Origin of the sequence: Nodosilinea nodulosa PCC 7104 (assembly GCF_000309385.1) — a bacterium.
GTDB classification, from domain to species: domain Bacteria; phylum Cyanobacteriota; class Cyanobacteriia; order Phormidesmidales; family Phormidesmidaceae; genus Nodosilinea; species Nodosilinea nodulosa.
On record NZ_JH976538.1, the window covers coordinates 47,768 to 66,892 of the forward strand.

Here is a 19,125-nt window from a genome sequence, read left to right on the forward strand (position 1 = left end):
GGCTTTCCCATTGTTTTCAGGATTCAAGAGCTGCGATTGCATAGAGTCTGACATGCGGGATAACCGTTCCTTCTACTCTAATTGGGACTGGCTAAGCTGTCTCATCTATTGTTGTCACAGTGGGCTTCTAGCAAGGCACCACGCCATAGCATACTTGCATCTTGCCCTCTCGCCTGCCACTGCTCTGCCGCCTCAGTCAGCCGCAGTCGCTGCCGCAAGATAAGCCGATCTTCCTCTAGCCAATCAACCAATCGGGGCCAGTTTCGAATCAAAGCTTCGTGGGCCACTTCAACCTGGGCGTCATCCTGGCTATCGCCTGCTGTCAGCCGTACCAAACGGGCCTGAATTAGTTTCTCCAAAACCCGATCGATCCGATCCGGCGCTTCTCCAGAGCGATACAGGTCTTGACGCGGAATCCGGTTGCTGGTTACCTCCAGTCCCTCCCCTGGACGCACCATTCGCAGCAAAATTCGCCTCACCGTCATCTGCTCTTCGAGGATCAAACTGTTGTACAGTTCATCTGCACTTTTTGCCAGAGCCAGCCGCCCTCCTCCCAGACGGCGATAGGCTTCCCACGTCACCCGATTGCGTTCTCGGTGATCCCAAAGTTTAAGCAGGGTAAACTGTAACAGCGGTAGTGCTGCCGGTTCTCCCAGCACATCGCTGAGTAAGGCATCCACTAAACCTTCTTCAAACTTAAGCCCTACTAACGTAGCAGGCCGATCAATTGCCTCCCGCAATTCGTTAGCATCCAGAGCCATGACCCGAACATAAGACTGCTCGAACAGAGTCAACAGCTCCGGAGTGCGAACGAACTGACTCTCAAAGTCAGTTCGCATAGTCAAAATCAGTCGGTTTTCAGTCTCGCCAGCTTGAATGAAATTGAGCAAGTTCTGAACCAGAGCTTTTCGGATTGCAGTATCCCGACAGAGCGTATACACCTCTTCAAACTGGTCCATAACCAACACAACAGGTTGCTTCTCCCGTTGCTCAGTCAATTTCAATAGATGCTTCGGATCTTGCTTAAAGAGCACAACCTGCTGGAAAACCCATTCCGTTGCAGATACGTTAGCCGGTTTCAATCGCTGCGCCAGCGCAGCCAGGGGATTAGAACCGGGCACTAATGGGGCATAGTAAACCCAATTTTGACTGCCGGGCAATGCCCCAGCAATCAATTGAGGTAATAAGCCGCCCAAAACGATGGAAGATTTGCCACTGCCAGAAGACCCGACCACAATTAACAAACGGTTCGTTGCCAACTGCTTGAGCAGTTTATCTAGTAGCCGCTGCCGCCCAAAAAATAGATGCTGATTCTTTTCCCGAAAGGCCTCCAGCCCCAGATAGGGGCAGAGGTCATCGCTGAGACTGGGAGCCACGGCTGGATCAAAATCGACCAGGGTGGTATCAGGTGGTTCTAGCCCGGCTCGGTATAACAATGAATTCCAGTAATCCAGCAGGCTCTGAGCCGCCCAGCGATCGTCCTCACTATCTAATAGGGCACCTGTGGCTCGCCCTTGGTGAATTAGCTGTACAACTTCGGCAAAAACTTCCGGATCATTTTCTCGTTCTCGATATCGTTTGAGCAATTCACTGTGGGCGGCCCGCAACGACGCTACGGAGGGGAAACGGCTGTCATCTGTCTCGGTATCGGAAGCTAGGATGGGGTCACTCATTCAATAATCCTCAATACTGACGCTAATGGCTCACCGACTTCGCGCAGTTCTTCACACAACCGTTTCAAGGTCACATCTACCTGGTAGAAACGCTCTCTGGCTCGCCTACGATAGAGTCGAAAGTATCGCTTAATCTTGATCGGATTTTGAGCTTTGAGAGCCATATCTAGATTCTGGCTATCTTGCTGAAAGGCAAGCGTCCACTGGTCAGCACCTGCATCAAACAGTCGATCGCTTCGAGCCTTTAAATCAGGCCAAGACATCTCCAGCTCAACTAGGTTTTGGTCTAAATTCGATTCAATCCGTCTCAATTCTAGGTCAATCTCCTGCCAGTAGTCATGGGGTGCATCCCAGTCTTGCAAGACTCATTTTGAGAAGTAGCCATTAAGATAAGCACATCGCTGTCTGAGCACTTGTTGCACATTCTCTTCGTCCCAGTGAGCCCCTGAAATTTTGATGCGACGCCCAATTTGCTTGACCGTTGACTCAATTGCGCCCGAGCCAATAGACATACCCTCGGCTTGGTAGTAGGCGTAGTTCACAATACGGTGTCGATGTTTGGCTAGGTAAGCGATAAACCGGTCAACTCGTTCATGGGGCCAGTCATTGAACAGCTTGATAGCTCCTTCAATATCGCCCTGCCACAGATAGGTCTCCACGGCATCCAGTCGGTGTTGTGACCCGCCGACCTGACCCAAATTTTCCATCAAGTGGTACCAGTCTAGAATTTCAAGCCGTTGCACTGGCGGCGCGATCTGGGCAAAGAGATTCCAAATCCCGTCGTGCCCATCGCCTAAGCACACCACCGGAGACGCCAAGGGCTGCTGATTGACCCACTCAACCAGGGCATCATTCGCTCTAAAAAAGGCCGCAACACAGCCTTGATGAAGGTTAACGGCCTTATAGTCGCGCCACTCACTCCGTTGGCCTTTGGGCGTCCGTAAGCGCACTTTGCCCCCGTCAAGGCTCATCTCTTTAACGCCGAAATCGACCAACTCAGACGGAAAATCGTGACGATGCACGAGTCGCTGCTGAGTGCTCTTGGAGACCGATATCCCGGTTAGCACCGCAATATCATGAGCCGTATCGTCGTAAGACTCATTGGCACTTACCAGCAAACAACACTGCTCTAACTGCGGACTCCACTGAGTTCGGGCTTTCAGGCCTAGCCGCTGTCCTTGCTGTTCGCTGATGCTCAATTGGCCAATGATGCTGGTCACGCCTCGCTGCCGGCCTCGCGTTGTGCCGCTGCTTGTGCGGATAAAAAATGACCGAGTTCTGGGCCGACATGCTCGAGCAGATGCCCCCGCACGGCGGTCTCGATGCCTTCGAGGGTCTTGACGTCCTCTGGGTCAGTCTCCTCGTAGAGCAGTTCGGCTAGCTCTTGCGTCAGGGCTTTGAGACGGGCTTCTTTGGAGGCATCCATGGGAGCGAAGTTCCTCTGTTGAACTGCTCAAAGCTTAACGTTCATGAGCCTGGTTAGAGATAAGTATTATTGCTCATTGCATAACTGGGATGCACCCGTAGTCATGTCCCATAACCAGGGCAGCCAACCGCTGATCCAATGCTGTCAGCATTTCAACTCCTTCCTGGAATTGCTCTAATTTTTTTTGGTCTAGATTGACGCTCGTCAGTTTTTCTGCAATCAGCGCCATCGCGTTTGTCAGTCCAGTCAACCTCAGTGCTCGAGCGGCTCCTGTGAGATTGGTATTAATGCGAGAGGGTTGAATCGCTAGCACCCGGTTCAACAGCCAAATGGTTCGCTGCAAACACCGAACATTCAATGTGTCGACCGCAGTATGCAATTCTGTTTGGGCTGTCCGCAAGTCGTTTAACCATTGAACCTCATGGGTAGCGATTGTCTCCCGTACTGCAACTTGCTGCATCTCTCCCAATAAACCTTGCAGAATCAACTCGTGCTCCATCAAAATATCAAGAGCTGTTTCATCCTCTGGAAATCGCTTTGCCTCCTGAACAATGCCGCTATAGCATTGAAACTCTAAGGTATGGAGTAAGTCGTGTAACACTTTGTAGTTAGCCACTACATCAATCTGATCGCAGGCTGCTTCAAATACAACCCGAAACGTAATCACAGCAGCTCGTACTTCCGGTACTTGCATCAAGTCGGTCAGCGCGTTCAAACCCTCGCCAACTGGATCGCCATATTCTGTATGGGCAATTCGCAACTCTTCTCGGACAATTTGTTTCATCATCTCTGGGTCAACTTCATCAAGCCCACGGTGTTGAAAAGTGATGTTCTCACTTGTGATATAGACAGGATTGGACTGATCGATCCTGACATCACCGGCTGCGTTAACAAAGTTGGTAGAATTTTCTTCTCCCTGTACCTGCACATCTCCTGATGATTGCTGTTGGCTAGCTGGCTGTTCTTCAAATGCCCCCTGACGCTGATTAGAGTTCATAGCATGAACCTCAAAGCTTTTGCCACCAAACCTGCCACCTGCGTTACAGGCTCTGCTAGGGTTAACACCCCAGCCAATCCCTGCTTCAACGCCTCCACGACCTCCTTCACAAAGCCCTTATCAGGTTCTGGCTTTAGCAGCTCTTCCTGAAGCATCGCGATTTTTGACTCTGTGTCCTTCTTGGCGAAAGAAGTAAGCGCGTCTGCTGCCACAACCTGTTGCTGGAGCTTAGCCAAGAGAGTCAGGGCCGCCTCTAAATCAGGATTATTACTACTGCTTTGGGTGCCCGATTGGTTTAATTTGACATTCCCCCCTGCTTGAATGGCATTAAAGGGGTTGTTGCTGCCGCTAATGGTGACATTGCCAATCGACTGAGACGGTGCCGGTCGCACTGTACCCCCATCCGTGGCAGTTGGCTCAGGTGCTGGCAAACCTTGGCCCACGGGCGATATCGCCCTACCCCCTTTGCCGCCGATCAGCTGGGGCGTCAAATACTCAACACCCCCTTCCAGGTCAATGGCGCTGCACCCCATCTTAAACGCCTCTGCATAGGTGCTACCCGCCCCCAACGCATCGTAAAACCCCTGGGAAAACTGAATTGCTGCCTGATCGCCAATGGGCCGATTCATGCCAATCACGCAGTCAACATACTGGTGAATGGCATTGGCCTGCACCTCTGAGTAGCAGGCATTGAGCAAGACGCACTCAATCGGGCTGGCATCAAAGGCCCCAAACAGACGTCCCAGCGCTTCGGTGCTGACCAGCTGCACCTTGCCCTGATCGTTTTCCATCACCAGACCCTGGGTTTCGGTACCGTGCCCAGAGAAGTGGACGATCTGCGGGCGGTACTCAACCAATGCCTGCCGCAGGTCGGCGGGTCTGGTGGCGAGCTTGGTGACGATCTGGAAGCGATCGCGGTGGTGCGATCGCAAAAAAGCCTCCTCAATCCGCCGGACTTCTACATCCAAGCCCAACGGATCAACACCCGTATTACTAGGATTCGCAGTCAGAATCAGAATCTTGATCAAACTCATGAGGCACCCGACCCTATTAAATGACCTAAATTATTAAAAGGGGCAATTCCCTTTGCCTGGCTTGGTTGTACCTAAGAATTTCAGAAAGTAGGTGAACACCGCTAAAAAATAACTATCGATGTAAAACCAACATTTTGCAATGCCGGTTATAATTCTTGATGTTCCTTGGATGTGAATTTAGGCCCTTAGCTATCGCCAAGAAGTTTATTCCTCCTTGGCGATAGTGTTTCCAGCTATTTTGTCTGATCTCTTTCATTCACATTTCAATAATTTCCTTTTGATTGGTTAATCAATTGATTTAGTAAACCGTGACTGACAGTTATCTACAGGGGACTAGACTAGGAACTTCTTTGCAAAAATCACAGGCACTTGCCTAGAAGTGCGCCATGCGATCGCAGTAAACCGCATCGCCCATACTGACTCCCAACATCTGCGTAAACCGCTCGTAGAAACCCACCCGATCCTGCACGCTGCCATTGGTGGGAATACTGCATTCCAAGCCGCCATTAATGATATTGATTGTCATGCCAAATCCGGGAGTGCGCCCTCCGTTAACATCCTCAATAGAGGGCACCCAGCTGCCCGTCATAACCGCATGGCAAGAAGGTTTGGGCGCTTGGGGTGTCATCCAAAACCAGAGAGCCGTTTGAAATGCGATCGCCCCGTCGGTCTTAACCAGGTCAGGGTTTGAGAGCAAATCAACGCCTAGGGCTTGACCGGCGGCCCCATAGTTGTAGTTCCAGGACAGCTGTATCGGCCCTCGCCCGTGATAGGTACGCCCTGGAAAGCAGGGAAAGCTGCTGTTGGTGGGGTCACAGTACTCTGTACAACCGCCTTCCTGGCAACGCACTTCTTCAATAAAATGGAGACCCCACGCATAGCGACCATCGGGGGCCGCATCCCAGCCACCAGTGGTTTCGTGGGCAATGTTGGCGAGAAAAGCCGCCGCTTCCCGCTGACGCTGTTCGAATGTTCCTTCGCTACAAAACAAGGGGAACTTCTCAGTAGCTGCAATTAGACTGTCGTAGCTGTACAGAGCGTTGCGGTGGGGAAACATGGCCTCGTAGGTTTGACGAGACACAATATTGGCAAACCCTGTAGCTATGGACGGTGCAGACGGAACAGAATTTGGAATGCACAATTCTTGGCCTGGCTGTAGGTTGATCGCATCCTGTTCTGTGAGTTGAGAGCCATTGGGCTGCATAAGTTCTGGCCAGCGGTTGCCATCACCTAGTTCTCGCTGGGCAATATCAAAGGGAATATCTCCAGGCTTAACGGTGTAAGAGTTACCAATTTCACAAGACATGATTTACCTCAAAATTTGGGTTAGATTGAAAAGCAAAACGCTCTGTACCTGCAAAAGGAGTGGGCTAAATTTTGGAAATACAGAGCGTTCAGGATACTGGGCCAAAGTTGTTTAGACGACGATCTAAAGCTCCTTAAGCAGGGGTGCCAAAGGTTTGAGTCCAGTAATGCTTGAGGGTCACACGCCCTGGGTCGGTGCCCAAGAACTCGTAGCCAATGCCCGTATCTACATATCGAGGGTCGAGGATATGTATGCGATGCCCAGGACTATTCATCCATCCCTGGACCGCAGCAGATGCGGTTGTTTGGCCCCCAGCAATATTTTCTGCAATGGCGGAATAGCGGTAGCCTGCTTGCTGAATGCGAGTTACAAAGGTGCTGCCATCTCGACCCACGTGATCAAAAAAGTCTTGGTAGGCCATGCTGGTGCTGTGTCTCTGAGCTGCCTGGGTTAAGGCGGCATTTAGCCGCAGGGGCTGAAGACCCGCTTGTCTGCGCTCGTTATTGATCAGTTCAAGCACCTGACTGACCACGCTGGGGGCTACAGGGGAGCTTGAATCAGGGGGATGTTTAACAGCACTAGGAATGCAAATTTCTTGCCCAATTTGCAAGTTTCTTGCATCTGCTTCGGTCAATTGAGCGCCGTTGGTATTTGAGATCTCTTGCCAGCGGTTGCCATCTCCTAGCTCTCGTTGAGCAACATCAAAGAGAATGTCACCAGATTGGACGATGTAAGAGTTACCAATTGCACAAGACATAAATTACCTCAAAATGTAGTTTGACTGGATGAAAGTATCGCTTTTAGAATCAGTTCCCTTGAGCGATATATCCCTATCAAACACGTAGAGTAACTGAGTTAGAGCCTGAGAATAACTGAGTTGATCTAACTTCTGAATAGATTTTCTCCGAGCTCAATTAACTCATTTATGTGCAGAATATATCTTCCTAAAACAAAAAGCCTTTGCCAAGGGAGCAAAGTATCTGCCTTTATGCCAAAAGCGATCGTCTCTATACACTGTGGTTATCTTGAAACGCCGCCTGGCTTAGGGCGTTTGCCCAAAGTTTGGCTAAGAGCGGTTGTAAGCCAGATAGCTGTCCCAGATTCAGCGAATCCGATTATCGGCGTCTTAAACTAGCTAGCCATAGCAATAATTAGCCAAAAAATGAGGGTAGCGCAATCGCCAGCCCTCATTAGAATGGTTATTGATGACGTTTGACCAAAACAAATGAGGAAAGAACAGTAAATTTGGCGACTTATTGCCTAACGCACCTCTTCCACTGGGACGAGATATGTTGTCTCAATCCATCCTCCAATTATTCCATCGTCCTTGATTTCAACCCAAGTGCTACCATCATGCTCACGATAAGCACCTGTCAATACCATTGTAGTACCATCCGGTATCTCGACTTCGTCTTCAAACTTTTCTAAATTACGATAAGCTGAAACCGTCCAAGCATTGCTGCTACTTGTTGCGCTATTGTTACCAACTACTAGCTTGTATTGGCTTCCCTCTTTAGGATTAAAGGAACAGTCATCATTTCTCTCTGTACCGTTTGGCATAATGGTATGGCAATACCTAACATTCTTCAGAGCATTTTCCTGAAGATGAGCACCTTTGAGATTCGCCCAGGTTAAGTTTGCTCCAGTCAGATTTGCTCCGGTCAGATTTGCTTTCTCCAAATCAGCCTCAATGAGAATTGCATTTTCCAGATTGGCATTACTAAGGTTAGCCTTGGAAAGATTCAAAACATTTAAATCGGCATTGTGAAAATCAATGCCTGAAAAATCTGCTCCTTCTAAACTAATCGGAATGTTACCAGATTCAGCAAAATCTTCAGAGCAGTTTAGCTTAGAATCGTTTGGTTTGTCTTTTATACATGCCGTATAATTCTCTCTTGGAAATGATGTCTGAATTAGATCTGATTCTTTTAAAAAGCCGAGTATTACCGTATTCAATCCTCCATCTAATTCTTTAAGTGTCAGAATAGTTCTAGATGCGGCAATTTTTGCTAGCCTAGAATCCCTGCCTGAGTTTTCAGACAAGCCATCGTTCATCAATCCTGTCATAGTATCAATATAGGCGCTGAGGGTATCGTGCTTTGCATTGATTGCATCCGTATTTTTCTGCTGCCTATCTATTTGAACAGTTACGCTCAGCAAAAGCAAAGGAACGATCAGCAGTTGCAAATAATCCCAAAAAGTTTTTCCTTCGAGCCCTGTCTTTTTTTGCAACCTTTGAAAGATAGATGGAGGAATGTCGCTATTTTGCTTTCCGGCCCCCTTTAGCGAACTTTCACTAAAGGGTATCTTGCTGTCATACGAATCGATCGCCTGCCTATCGTCAGTATGTACAATGTTGGGCTTATAGGAGTTGTCGTTTGAGTGCTGGGTAGTGTTCATGATTAGTCTCCTGGATTAGGTGTGAATGAAGCAATTAGCAGACTGAGAGATTCTGATTTTAGATAAACCATGCTAGAAGTCACCGTTTATCTTTGTTCTATGTTGCTATTAAATGCTTTACATGCCTGAGTCCACGCCTGAGAATGTCTGAGTTGTTCTAACTTTTGAATCAACAGAGGAATATCACGTTATCTTTTTTTCGAAGCCAAATCTCTAAGAAGCGATCGCTCTTCCGCTAAAATTCTATATAGGGAAGATGCGATCGCTAAGATCAGAAGTGTCTTTTTAGCGCAACCCAGAATGGCCTGTCAAAACAGAATTACCGTTACCAGTAGAGGCAGGATTGGTTAGTCTGCTATCCTCACTTGTTTGATTAATGGATTCATGGACCTCACCAAATTTTTGGAAAACCTTACCAGTCATCAGAATTCCAATTAGTGCTGTTACCGACTCAGGAATCTTCTGCATTTCCTTTGCTTGGATGCTGCCTGTTCCCCAAACAATGAGAGCACCAAAAATCCAGGCTAGAAAGGCTAGTCGAGTAGCCGAGAACTGTTCATTACTATCTTGGAAAAATTGACCTAAGTTTTTCATGTTTGCCTCCGATGAAGTATAGGGTTTATCAGGGTTAAGCAAGACAGGCTTTGAAACGCTGGGCGTAGTCAGCGATCGCACTTGCCTTATCCATGCCGTTGACAATTTTGCGGGCTTGCATCCAATCGGTCTTGGTGGCATTGAAATAGTCTTCAAGGCTTTGGCCAGTAAACAAACCGTCAATCATGCCCTTGAACAGGACCTTGACAGAAATGCCTAAGTCCAGCAGCAGTGCCGGGTTGTCGTACAGTTGGCTGCCCATGCCCAAGGTCTGCCCCATTTTTTTGTAGTTGTCGGCCCAGGTGAGCTGCACCAGCCCTCGGCCAAAGTAGCTGTTGCCGTTAGCCTCAGGCTTGGCGTAGTTGTGCTTGATGATGCCCTTGGTATAGAGCTTGGTGACGGCCTGGATCGAGCCCTCGTCGGTTTTGCAAAAGCCTTCCCGAACGGGGGCGATTAACTGCCCGGTCTCGTGATAGGCGGTAGCTAAAACGTAAGCCAACCAGCGCAAATCGCTGATCTCAGAGGCTTCCCAGTAGTCGAGAATAGCGCTGTAGCCATCGACTTGTTGTTGAGTTAACGTGGGGTGAAACTGAGTTCTAAAGGTGTCGTAGAACGTTTTGCGATCGATGGTCATAAGGTTTGCCTTTAGTAGAGAACTGTTTTCGAACTCGGCTCTTTGCCGGTATGTCTCTATCAAAGGTGACTGATGCCTGAGATTAAACCTGAGAATGCATGACTTATGTTCTGTTTTTTCAGGTAAAGATATGCGAGAACCCGATTGCACTTTTTATACTTCAAGACTAAGCCAATAAAAAAGCGATCGCACCTCTGCAAGTGCGATCGCTACTGTCCCCAGTGTTTTATTGCAATCTAGAACGGTCCGGTGCGAGAGAATCCGACCAGTTCGGTCAGCAGGCTGAACAGCTCGGCAAAGGGGCCTTCGTCGGCACCGCGCTGTACTTTTACTAGGCGGCGGGTGCAGGGTAGGGTGATTTGCACAAACTGAGTCACGCTATTGCCGGGTACAGGGGGGGCTGAAAACTCGGGAAATGTCCAGAAGCCAAGGGCGTTGGCCAGTTGCACGAGGGCCTGGACGGTTAGGGGGGAGAGGGTTTGTGTTTTGAGGGTTGCGCCTTCAGCAACGATGCGACCATCGGCAAAGATTTGGAAGGATGCTGGGGGGATTGGCCCACCGCTGCCAAATTCGATCACGGGGTCTTGGGTTTGGCTGATGTCGGTGCAGGGGATGCAGATGACGTCTACGAAGGTTGGCATGGGGCCGGTCGGTGGAAGCGTGGGCGGTGGGGGCTGATCGTTAATGGTGATAATGGGGCCAGGGTTGGGTTGGGGCTCTGGGGTTTCTGGAGTGGGAGTGGGATTGACAGTGGGCTCGGGGGGAGGGCCAAAGCTAGGGCCAGAGTGCATGGTGATAGGCACTGGAGTTGAACTGGTTTGGGTTGTCATGGGGTTGTTTTAGAAAGGGTGTAGGGGTTAACTTCTCTAGCAAAGCGGTTGGCTACCCAGGTTAAAGCCTGAGAATGCCTGAGTTGTGATAACTCTTGCGTTAGAAAGAGCGACTTTTTTAGCACCGGGCGAGTGAGTGGGGTGAAAGGGAGCAGGACCCAAGAGCATGAAGGTTTTGTTGAGTTTCGCTGCTAGACCATTCAGCCTACTTACTAGGCAAGCGGAGGAAGTGCTGGAGCGGCTTAGCCTTTGCAGGTGATAGGCTAGATCCAGCTACACGCCTCTATAGTGTGGTGTTGGATCAGATATGGCAAATATAGACATTCCTCCAGAGCGGGTGGCCGCGTTTTGCCAGCAGTGGAAGATTACTGAGTTTGCACTGTTTGGCTCGGTGCTGCGAGACGATTTTCGCCCAGATAGTGATATTGACGTATTGGTTACCTTTGCTCCCGATGCCGAGTGGAGCTTGTTTGACCATGTCGATATGCAGGATGAACTCAGCCTGTTATTCGAACGAAAGGTGGATTTGATCAGTCGTCGCGGTATTGAGCTAAGTCGCAACTATCACCGTCGGCAAGCTATTTTAGAGTCTGCGAAACCGATTTATGTCACTTCGTGATCTCGACTATGTGGTGGATATTTTGGCCGCTGCCCATCTGATCCAGTCGTTTTTAGTGGGCCGTGATCGAGGTGCATTTGAGACAGATTTGATGTGTCAGTCGGCGGTTATTCGGCAATTGGAAATTATTGGAGAGGCGACAAAGCGTCTTTCGGCCACGTTTAGGGACAACCACCCTGAAATTCCCTGGCGGCAAATGGCCGGAATGCGGGATATTTTGATTCATGCCTATGATGCGGTTGATGTCGATGAAGTCTGGAATGTGGCGACTCAGGCTATTCCGCGGCTGGTTGTGCAGTTGGGACCGCTGGTATCAGAATGACGGGGAAATTGGGCTTGGGTCATGCCTTTGTATGAGGCGATCGCACCTTTGTCAGTGCGATCGCTTCTTTCCCCAGTGTGCTATGGCAATCTAGAACGCTCCAGTGCGTGAGAATCCGACCAGTTCGGTCAGCAGGCTAAACAGCTCGGCAAAGGGGCCTTCGTCGGCACCGCGCTGTACCCTTACCAGGCGGTGGGCACAGGGTAGGGTGATTTGCACAAACTGAGTCACGCTGTTGCCGGGTACAGGAGGGGATGAAAACTCGGGAAATATCCAGAAGCCAAGGGCGTTGGCCAGTTGCACGAGGGCCTGGACGGTTAGGGGGGAGAGGGTTTGTTTTTGGAGGGTTGCGCCTTCGGCAAGGATACGGCCATCGGCAAAGATTTGGAAGGATGCTGGGGGGATTGGTCCACCGCTGCCAAATTCGATCACGGGGTCTTGGGTTTGGCTAACGTCGCTGCAGGGGATGCAGATGACGTCTATGAAGGTGGGAATGGGGCTGGTGGATGGGGGCGTGGGCGGTGGGGGCTGATCGTTAATGGTGATAATGGGGCCTGGGTTGGGTTGGGGGCCTGGGGTCATTGGAATGGGAGTGGGGTTGGCAGTGGGCTCGGGGGGAGGGCCAGAGCTAGGGCCAGAGGAAAGGAGGATAGGTTCTAAAGCTGGATTGGTTTGATTTTCCATGGGGTTGCTTAAGAAGGGGGGTGTAGGGGTTGACGTCTCTAGCAAAGCGGTTGGCTACCTGAGTTGACGCCTGAGAATGTCTGGGTTGTAATGACTTTTGAGTTGAGAGAATGTTTTGAAGGGGTCAGATTGAGGAACAAAAGTTACCTGGAAGTTACCTGTACGAATAACCTCAGTCCCTAAAACCCTTATTCCTTGGTAGCATCTTCTCAGTGGCCATGGTAGTTTAAGCTACCTTATAAGACTTTTCAAACACCCTCTAATATTGGTCTGGTTGACGATTCCTACTATTAATACCCATAAATTTGATGCTTAATACTTCACGATTTAGAGGCTAAGCTGCGAACTTTCTCTTAATTTCTGAAGATATGAGCTTTATCTCATAAATAGCTGTATACTCAGCATGAGCAAAGATTTTTTGACATCTAACATACTCATATAACTGCTCTTTTGGGTTTGTTCGAACCATCCAAGCATCATTGCAGGGCCTCTCAAATAAGATTGGCTAAAAAACTGTGTAAATAGATACTAAATTACGAGCATTCCTGCCATGACTGAAAACTCGAAATCCCCTGAGACCGCGGATCCAAAACCTGCATCAGAACCCCCCGACGATATAACTTCAGATGATGGCAATTCCGGTTATGTAGGGGGAATATTAGTCGACGATAAGGCAGGCAAAATTGAGGCGGCGATGTTAGCGACGCGCGCATTAAAGTTAGTCGCGCGGTGCATCGTAGACGAAATCAAGGGTATTTACCAAAATAAGGGCATTTACATAAATAAAGTTGTTCTATATGGGGGCTCAGATTTGCCCGATTTCCAAGCACTGACTACCTATCAGATTCAGACAAGGATAATCGATAAGGCGTTTGACGAGGCTTGCAGTAAACTTCACAAAGCTTTGATTAAGATTGACGAGGTTTTAAAAAAGCCTGACAGCTATCGTTATTTTAGAGCCCCTGAGAAAGAAAAGTTACCCTCAATTGGAGAACTGATTGAAGCACTCAGTTCTCCAATTGAGATGGTCAGTTCTGCGGTTGACGTGGCCACAAAGGTGCTGGATTATTTGCGCACTGACTACTCCGTCAAAGGAATTGAAGTAACGGCGGACGACTTGTTGCTTTTGAACATCCTTGCCGGAGAACTCACGACAAGACGCGTGAAAGTGATGCTGCCTACTCTTTACAACTCAGGGCTTCACTCAGAAAAATCGCTAATTACAAATGAGCTTCAAAGGCAAGCAGAGAAGAAAGCGGAGCTAAAGCAAAAGATAGACGCTGCAGCTCGGAAGTTGGTAAATCTCACTACAGATGAGAGTAATGAAATAGAGACTGCATCTACTGAGATGGAGACCGCATCTGTTGAACTGCAGACTGCATTTGATAATGGAAACGCTATGATAGAGCATTACAACAGTTTTATTGAAAAACTCACCACTCCAGACGACAAAGCAAGGTTTCCATTGGCAACAATTGTTCAGCAGGAAGCTGTTCAGCACGCACTGAAAAATGGCGCGAGCCTCATGAGCGCCAAGATATCTTTCATAGGCGGCACTAATTATACGGTACGTAACCTTTGGAACAGCTTATTTGGGAAAATGCCTCCCTTTTTTATCAGGAGCGGCGTGGTAGTGAACTACAATCTTTTCGATGGCAAGACAGGTCAGGTGCAGTATGCGGGAGCTATTCCATGCAGTGGAGGTTTTTACAGAGTTAACGAACTACCCCAGAAACTGGAAGCAAAATAGCTGCGTCTGTAAAATAAGCTAAAAACTCCAAAATAGCACCTTAAAGACAATAACTGCCCTATACTTTGATAAGTATCAGCTCCTGCAAAGCTCGTCTCAGTATTTACAAGACCAAAATTCTCTTGCGTTTTTAACGGTGAATTACGATGATTGAAGTGAAATTTGAAGTGTCTGGTATAGATAATTATGCTATCTCTTCAGAAGAAATAAGTGATATTGTGTCAAAAATCGAAAGGGCTATTATTCTTACTTTGGAAGAAACAAATCTAGATGATAACCATTTTAGCTTGAACGAAGATTACCAGAATGATCATCAGCACATTGACAAGTACAGGCAGTGCAGGCCTAAAGGCGTACCAGGATGTCCTCGATACATACACTTTGATATAGAGCCTACACTTTAGACATGCGTATACTTCAAAGGTGACTTTGGCTGTCTCTGCAATATTTAACTTTTAAAGACTGCACTACCGTTATTATCTCTGAGTATTACAGACGTAAGCTGACTGTATCTTAATAAATACAGTCAGCTTTTTGGAAGGAAAATAATAACTTGTCAACAATTATGTGCACAAAAAAGTCGGTCAAAATGAATCAAACGTATCAGAAATTTTTGTTATTGTTTTGAGGTAGCTAAATGATTGAATTTACACAGGTTCTTATCTTCTTTTGTAAGTTCTGTTAGTGGGTTGTTAAAGTAATCTTGTAGCCAGTCACAACTCCTCGCTACTAGTTCCTCAAGCTCATCGATATTATTGGTTTGCAAGAGGCTAATAGTGCCACTTGCTTGACTGAAAGCCATTTTTTTGCCATCTGGACTAAACGTTACCCCATAAATTATTCCTTGTTGGTTGCTAACATTGGCAATTAGCTTACCCTCCGTATTCCAAAGTTTGAGAACGCCATTGTTTCCTGCACTAGCGATATATTTCCCATCTCTACTAAATGCTATATCCCATACAAGACTTTGTTCGGTCGGTACTGAGATAATGGGGTTTCCTTGTGTATCCCAAATTGTAAGAGTGCTTTCCATTTGATTTGACTTGTTTGCTCGGTTACTAATGGTAGCTAGCTGTTCCCCATCTGGGCTAAAAGCTAGTCTAAAAATAGCCTCTTTGTATTTGATTTTTTTCCATATAAGATCACCTCTTGATGTCCATAACTTAATACTGCCGTCTCCACCACCAGTAGCAAGTTGGTTTCCATTTGAATTGAATTCTAGATCCAAAACCTCTCCTTGCTGGGTTGAAATATTTACGATAGTCTCGTTGAGAGAGTTCCATAGCTTCACAGTTTCTCCAGACATGGCAAGTTCAAGTCCATCTGGGCTAAATGCCATGCTAAAAACGTATTTCAATTGTGTGGGAATTGTCTCAACGGATTCACCCAGTAAATTCCATAATCTTACGGTTCCATTGTCGCTTCCAGAAGTAGCAAGATACCCTCTTGAACTAGAGGCCACATTATCAACTTGATTATGTCCTGTGGGCACAATGATTGTGGATTTAGCACTTGTCAGATCCCATAACTTCATGGTTCCGCTACTTCCCGCAGTAGCGAGTTCTCGGCTATCTGGACTAAATGCTGTGCTGTTGACAGCTCCTTGCTGAGCAATAATAGAAGTAACAGGCTCACCAAAATACCATATCTTGCTCGTACCATCTGAACTGCCAGTTGCCAGCCATTTTCCATCTTGGCTAAACGCTATACTTGAAACGCTCCCTTGGTATGTTTCAAGTATAGTTACAAGGTTGCCGGACAAGTCCCACAGCTTAATAGATCCATCTTCTCCAGCTGTGATTAGCTGCTGCCTGATTGGGTTGAACTTTGCACTGTGAATGGCTCCTTGATTAGCAGTAATTTCAATTCCTTGTTTCGTGTCAATTGCAGCAGAAGACTTGTTTTTTAAATCCCACAATTTAGCACTATCTTTTGCACCAAAAGTAACTAGCTTTTGACCATCGTGGCTGAATTCTATACCTTTCAGAGCCTTTTGCTGTGTATTAATGCTCGTTATAAAATAACCCTTTAAATCCCATAGCTCAACTATTTCATCTCCTCCTACGGCAACAGACTGGCCATCTGAACTAAATTTAACTTTGTAACGATTATCCTGCCTTTCTAAAGTTAAAGTGGCAGTTTTTCTTGCTAAATTCCATATTTTAGTTTCTCCATTCGAGTCGACAGTAGCAATATTTTGATTGTCTGGACTAATTGATATGTCAAGGATGTCTTCTTGCTGTAAGTTAATTGAAATAATAAGTTTTTCGCTTATTACATCCCACATCTCAAGAAACCCATCTGATTTGAAAACTGCAATTCGTAGACCATTTGGACTAAGAAATGTTTTTTTTACTTCTTCTTGACTAATAGAAATCTTATCAACTTGGTTTCCTGTCAGATCCCATATTTGGGCAACGCCATTTTCTCCAGCAACAACAAGCTTTTGGCGATCTGATTCTTGATTCTCCGTAATAAAAGCTATGCCTGTAACATTTGCTTGTGTTCCTCGCCATTTATTATATTCATGAATCTCACTGGTAAACCAGATGAGTGTACCTTGTACCTCAGCAACTAATGCAGCACGCCCAAGCAAAAATTTATTACTAATAAGTCGCTCAGCCTTTAAGGCGTCTACCATTCCGTCAAGCTCTTGACCAATAAGAAAATTAGTTTTTGCGAGTTGAATAAGCTGTGCGACGTTGCGTTTTTGAGATTCGTTCCATTGAGCTAAGGCAAGAATACCTGCCGTACTAGTAACAATTGCAGCACCTATTGCTCCAGCCGCAATTCTACGAGACTGTCTGACCTCCCGCTGCTGTCGGGCAATCTCAGCTTCTTTCAGCTGATTGCGTAACTTAATGCTCAGCTGAATAAATGACTGCTCCACCTCACCCAAATCTTCTCGTCGGAGCTGTAATCGTTCCTCCGCCTCTGCCAAAGCTGCTCCCCGCAACAGTGCTCCCTCATCGCGGCTGGTGGTTTCCCATTGCTGCATCGCCCCCCGCAACCGTCCCTGCCAGGTCAAAAACTCTCGGTCAGTTGCTATCCACCCCCGCAGTTCACCCCAGTGGCGAATCAGCGCCTCATGCACCACCTCCACCGTCTCTTGCTTGCCCCCATCCTGGCTAGTCACCACCAGGCGGGTATCAGCCAACTGCTTCACCAGCGCCCAGCGGTCTTCCCCCAGTTCCGCCTTTGTCGCCAACCGGCGAGTGTCCTCCGTGCCCTCCCCTGGTCGCACCAGTTGTACAAAAATGCGCCGTACTGCTGCTTGGTCAGGGGGTTGCAACCGGGCATACTGCTCATCGGCGTAGCAGGCCAGCGCCCCCTGCACTTCGCCAATAGCGTCGTAGGCAGTATGGGTCAGTTGCTTCCCCTGGCGCTGTTTCCACAGCTCCGTCAGGGCAAACTCCAGCAGTGGCAAGTTCCCCGGCTCTTTATCAACCGCATCTAAAATGCGCTTTGCCAACCCCGGTTCAAAGCTCACCCCCAGCTTGGCCGCTGGTTGTTCAATTACATGGCCGAGTTCTTCGCGGTTCATCGCCCCCAGCTTCACATCCCCCGCCTGCAACACATCAGCTAGGGGGCGATACGACAGGGCACTGCCCAAAAAGTCAGCTCGCATGGTAGCCACCAGCACCAGCGGCGACAGAGTAGCAGCCTGGGCTGGGGTCAGGCTAGCGAGTAAGCAATCTAGAAACTGGCGACGGGTGGCTTCCTCTGGGCATAGGGTATACAGTTCCTCAAACTGGTCGGCAATCAGCAGCACTCGCTGCTGTGGATAGTTTCGCTGAATGCGGGCAATCACATCCCCCAGAGGCAAACGCCCCCCCTGCAAGGCGGCGGCTAGATCTCGCGCCTGGAGCAGTTGCTCGGTCTCATTGCGCTCTGGGGTGTAGAGCGGCACCAGGGCCGACGCTACCGCATGAAACGGATCAGTTCCTGGCCGAAAGTAGGTGAACTGCCAGCGCCCTAGCTGCTGTAACTGAGGCACCAGTCCGGCAAAAACAACCGACGACTTGCCACTGCCCGAAGCCCCCAAAACCGGCACAAAGGCGCGGTTCTGCACAGCCTCTACCAGTTCAGCAACAAATACCTCTCGCCCAAAGAAAAACTCTGCATCTCCTGGCCCAAAGTGAGACAGCCCCCGATAGGGGCAGGGCAAGTTGTCATCTAGCTCCACGACCTCTACCGCAACGGACTTAAACTCCGATTGGTAATAGTTGTAAATAACGACATGATGAGACTGGTCAACTGTCGCATTGCCAGCGGCATTGACCAAGGCAAAGGCATTCTCTTTACCTTCAATGTTCACGTCTCCTGCCGACTGGTGTTGCGAGGCGGCAGGCTCGTCTGAGTTGGCGGAGCTCATGCTTCGGTTGTCGGCTCAATGACGATGGGTTTTCGCACCACTGGCGCTTCATCGTCTGCAGCATCGGCCGCAATGGCTCCCGGCAGTCTGTCTTTGGTGACGGAGCGATCGCCATCGTCTGAAGTTATAGTTGCGGCACTCAGATCTATGGGCTGGCGCACCACGTCCGCCCCATCTAACGCCGCTGCTATGGTTTCGAGGTCTCCTGGTAGCCTATCTTTGGTAACTGAGCGAGTGTCATCATCCGCTTCCGCGTCTACAGAGATAATGATAGGCTTGCGAATAACCGCTGGCTCGCCTGCCCCAGTGGGTTTAAGGTCTTCAGTCATGGTCGATGCTCCTGATGGCGATTTCGAATCTCGTAAGGCATTACTCGCCTAGAGCGATCCCCCCACATGCTTGCGTTAAAAGATTCATCCTAATACACCCCTTACTAAGGGGGGCAGGGGGGATCCTGCGGGGACCTCGCTTGCAATAAGGG

Annotated in this window: 18 protein-coding genes; 4 read left to right on the forward strand and 14 right to left on the reverse strand. The window is 48.5% G+C overall.

Annotated features, from left to right (window positions below):
- Positions 1–101: 101 nt before the first annotated feature.
- The 11 genes from LEPTO7104_RS41340 to LEPTO7104_RS0128610 form a co-directional block, all read right to left on the reverse strand.
- The gene (locus LEPTO7104_RS41340) at positions 102–1,673 is read right to left on the reverse strand and encodes an nSTAND1 domain-containing NTPase (protein WP_017302003.1); all 1,572 of its coding nucleotides are present in this window, start codon (positions 1,671–1,673) and stop codon (positions 102–104) included.
- A complete protein-coding gene (locus tag LEPTO7104_RS0128560; protein ID WP_017302004.1) occupies positions 1,670–2,035 on the reverse strand; it encodes a hypothetical protein in 366 nt (121 codons plus the stop codon). The genes LEPTO7104_RS41340 and LEPTO7104_RS0128560 overlap by 4 nt, the downstream gene beginning before the upstream one ends.
- Before the next feature lie 3 nt (positions 2,036–2,038).
- Positions 2,039–3,099 (reverse strand): ISKra4 family transposase gene (locus tag LEPTO7104_RS0128565; protein ID WP_155523727.1). Its coding sequence is split into 2 segments (ribosomal slippage): positions 2,039–2,943 and positions 2,943–3,099, totalling 1,062 coding nucleotides; the frame shifts between segments, so codons are not numbered across the junction.
- 73 nt (positions 3,100–3,172) lie between these two features.
- The gene (locus tag LEPTO7104_RS0128575) at positions 3,173–4,096 is read right to left on the reverse strand and encodes a hypothetical protein (RefSeq protein WP_017302005.1); all 924 of its coding nucleotides are present in this window, start codon (positions 4,094–4,096) and stop codon (positions 3,173–3,175) included.
- On the reverse strand, positions 4,093–5,064 hold the full coding sequence (locus tag LEPTO7104_RS0128580; RefSeq protein ID WP_225887115.1) for a CHAT domain-containing protein: 972 nt from the start codon (positions 5,062–5,064) through the stop codon (positions 4,093–4,095). The genes LEPTO7104_RS0128575 and LEPTO7104_RS0128580 overlap by 4 nt, the downstream gene beginning before the upstream one ends.
- 439 nt (positions 5,065–5,503) lie before the next feature.
- The gene (locus tag LEPTO7104_RS0128585; RefSeq protein WP_017302007.1) at positions 5,504–6,436 is read right to left on the reverse strand and encodes a glycoside hydrolase family 19 protein; all 933 of its coding nucleotides are present in this window, start codon (positions 6,434–6,436) and stop codon (positions 5,504–5,506) included.
- Positions 6,437–6,569: 133 nt separating this feature from the next.
- Complete coding sequence (locus LEPTO7104_RS39575; protein ID WP_083887201.1) at positions 6,570–7,193, reverse strand: CAP domain-containing protein; 624 nt, start codon at positions 7,191–7,193, stop codon at positions 6,570–6,572.
- Positions 7,194–7,696: 503 nt separating this feature from the next.
- Positions 7,697–8,836: a pentapeptide repeat-containing protein gene (locus LEPTO7104_RS37535; protein ID WP_017302009.1), complete on the reverse strand. Its 1,140-nt coding sequence runs from the start codon at positions 8,834–8,836 to the stop codon at positions 7,697–7,699.
- Positions 8,837–9,121: 285 nt separating this feature from the next.
- Positions 9,122–9,430: a hypothetical protein gene (locus tag LEPTO7104_RS0128600; RefSeq protein ID WP_017302010.1), complete on the reverse strand. Its 309-nt coding sequence runs from the start codon at positions 9,428–9,430 to the stop codon at positions 9,122–9,124.
- Between the two features lie 34 nt (positions 9,431–9,464).
- Positions 9,465–10,064: a glycoside hydrolase family 19 protein gene (locus LEPTO7104_RS0128605; RefSeq protein WP_017302011.1), complete on the reverse strand. Its 600-nt coding sequence runs from the start codon at positions 10,062–10,064 to the stop codon at positions 9,465–9,467.
- Positions 10,065–10,300: 236 nt separating this feature from the next.
- Entirely contained in the window at positions 10,301–10,894 is a 594-nt protein-coding gene (locus LEPTO7104_RS0128610; RefSeq protein ID WP_026073173.1) for a hypothetical protein, read from the reverse strand.
- 307 nt (positions 10,895–11,201) lie between these two features.
- Between LEPTO7104_RS0128610 and LEPTO7104_RS0128615 the strand changes: the two genes are divergently transcribed.
- Positions 11,202–11,513: a nucleotidyltransferase family protein gene (locus LEPTO7104_RS0128615; RefSeq protein ID WP_017302012.1), complete on the forward strand. Its 312-nt coding sequence runs from the start codon at positions 11,202–11,204 to the stop codon at positions 11,511–11,513.
- Positions 11,500–11,835 carry a HepT-like ribonuclease domain-containing protein gene (locus tag LEPTO7104_RS0128620; protein WP_017302013.1) on the forward strand — a complete coding sequence of 112 codons (336 nt, stop codon included), beginning with the start codon at positions 11,500–11,502 and terminating at the stop codon, positions 11,833–11,835. Before LEPTO7104_RS0128615 ends, LEPTO7104_RS0128620 begins: the two co-directional genes overlap by 14 nt.
- A 90-nt stretch (positions 11,836–11,925) precedes the next feature.
- On the opposite strand, the gene LEPTO7104_RS35835 is transcribed toward LEPTO7104_RS0128620, so the two are convergent.
- Entirely contained in the window at positions 11,926–12,417 is a 492-nt protein-coding gene (locus LEPTO7104_RS35835) for a hypothetical protein (protein ID WP_155523958.1), read from the reverse strand.
- Between the two features lie 652 nt (positions 12,418–13,069).
- On the opposite strand from LEPTO7104_RS35835, the gene LEPTO7104_RS0128635 reads away from it, so the two are divergent.
- Both LEPTO7104_RS0128635 and LEPTO7104_RS40615 read left to right on the forward strand, forming a co-directional pair.
- On the forward strand, positions 13,070–14,269 hold the full coding sequence (locus LEPTO7104_RS0128635; RefSeq protein WP_017302015.1) for a hypothetical protein: 1,200 nt from the start codon (positions 13,070–13,072) through the stop codon (positions 14,267–14,269).
- A 146-nt stretch (positions 14,270–14,415) separates the two neighbouring features.
- The gene (locus LEPTO7104_RS40615; RefSeq protein WP_155523959.1) at positions 14,416–14,673 is read left to right on the forward strand and encodes a hypothetical protein; all 258 of its coding nucleotides are present in this window, start codon (positions 14,416–14,418) and stop codon (positions 14,671–14,673) included.
- A 212-nt stretch (positions 14,674–14,885) separates the two neighbouring features.
- On the opposite strand, the gene LEPTO7104_RS0128640 is transcribed toward LEPTO7104_RS40615, so the two are convergent.
- Both LEPTO7104_RS0128640 and LEPTO7104_RS0128645 read right to left on the reverse strand, forming a co-directional pair.
- Complete coding sequence (locus LEPTO7104_RS0128640) at positions 14,886–18,587, reverse strand: WD40 repeat domain-containing protein (RefSeq protein ID WP_026073174.1); 3,702 nt, start codon at positions 18,585–18,587, stop codon at positions 14,886–14,888.
- A gap of 53 nt (positions 18,588–18,640) precedes the next feature.
- Positions 18,641–18,973 carry a hypothetical protein gene (locus LEPTO7104_RS0128645; protein WP_017302017.1) on the reverse strand — a complete coding sequence of 111 codons (333 nt, stop codon included), beginning with the start codon at positions 18,971–18,973 and terminating at the stop codon, positions 18,641–18,643.
- Positions 18,974–19,125: the final 152 nt, after the last annotated feature.

Bases quoted from the DNA above. Each gene is read 5' to 3' on its own strand.
- LEPTO7104_RS41340 (WP_017302003.1), bottom strand. From the start codon at position 1,673: ATGAGTGACCCCATCCTAGCTTCCGATACCGAGACAGATGACAGCCGT.
- LEPTO7104_RS0128575 (WP_017302005.1), bottom strand. From the start codon at position 4,096: ATGAACTCTAATCAGCGTCAGGGGGCATTTGAAGAACAGCCAGCTAGC.
- LEPTO7104_RS0128585 (WP_017302007.1), bottom strand. From the start codon at position 6,436: ATGTCTTGTGAAATTGGTAACTCTTACACCGTTAAGCCTGGAGATATT.
- LEPTO7104_RS39575 (WP_083887201.1), bottom strand. From the start codon at position 7,193: ATGTCTTGTGCAATTGGTAACTCTTACATCGTCCAATCTGGTGACATT.
- LEPTO7104_RS37535 (WP_017302009.1), bottom strand. From the start codon at position 8,836: ATGAACACTACCCAGCACTCAAACGACAACTCCTATAAGCCCAACATT.
- LEPTO7104_RS0128600 (WP_017302010.1), bottom strand. From the start codon at position 9,430: ATGAAAAACTTAGGTCAATTTTTCCAAGATAGTAATGAACAGTTCTCG.
- LEPTO7104_RS0128605 (WP_017302011.1), bottom strand. From the start codon at position 10,064: ATGACCATCGATCGCAAAACGTTCTACGACACCTTTAGAACTCAGTTT.
- LEPTO7104_RS0128610 (WP_026073173.1), bottom strand. From the start codon at position 10,894: ATGACAACCCAAACCAGTTCAACTCCAGTGCCTATCACCATGCACTCT.
- LEPTO7104_RS0128615 (WP_017302012.1), top strand. From the start codon at position 11,202: ATGGCAAATATAGACATTCCTCCAGAGCGGGTGGCCGCGTTTTGCCAG.
- LEPTO7104_RS0128620 (WP_017302013.1), top strand. From the start codon at position 11,500: ATGTCACTTCGTGATCTCGACTATGTGGTGGATATTTTGGCCGCTGCC.
- LEPTO7104_RS35835 (WP_155523958.1), bottom strand. From the start codon at position 12,417: ATGACCCCAGGCCCCCAACCCAACCCAGGCCCCATTATCACCATTAAC.
- LEPTO7104_RS0128635 (WP_017302015.1), top strand. From the start codon at position 13,070: ATGACTGAAAACTCGAAATCCCCTGAGACCGCGGATCCAAAACCTGCA.
- LEPTO7104_RS40615 (WP_155523959.1), top strand. From the start codon at position 14,416: ATGATTGAAGTGAAATTTGAAGTGTCTGGTATAGATAATTATGCTATC.
- LEPTO7104_RS0128645 (WP_017302017.1), bottom strand. From the start codon at position 18,973: ATGACTGAAGACCTTAAACCCACTGGGGCAGGCGAGCCAGCGGTTATT.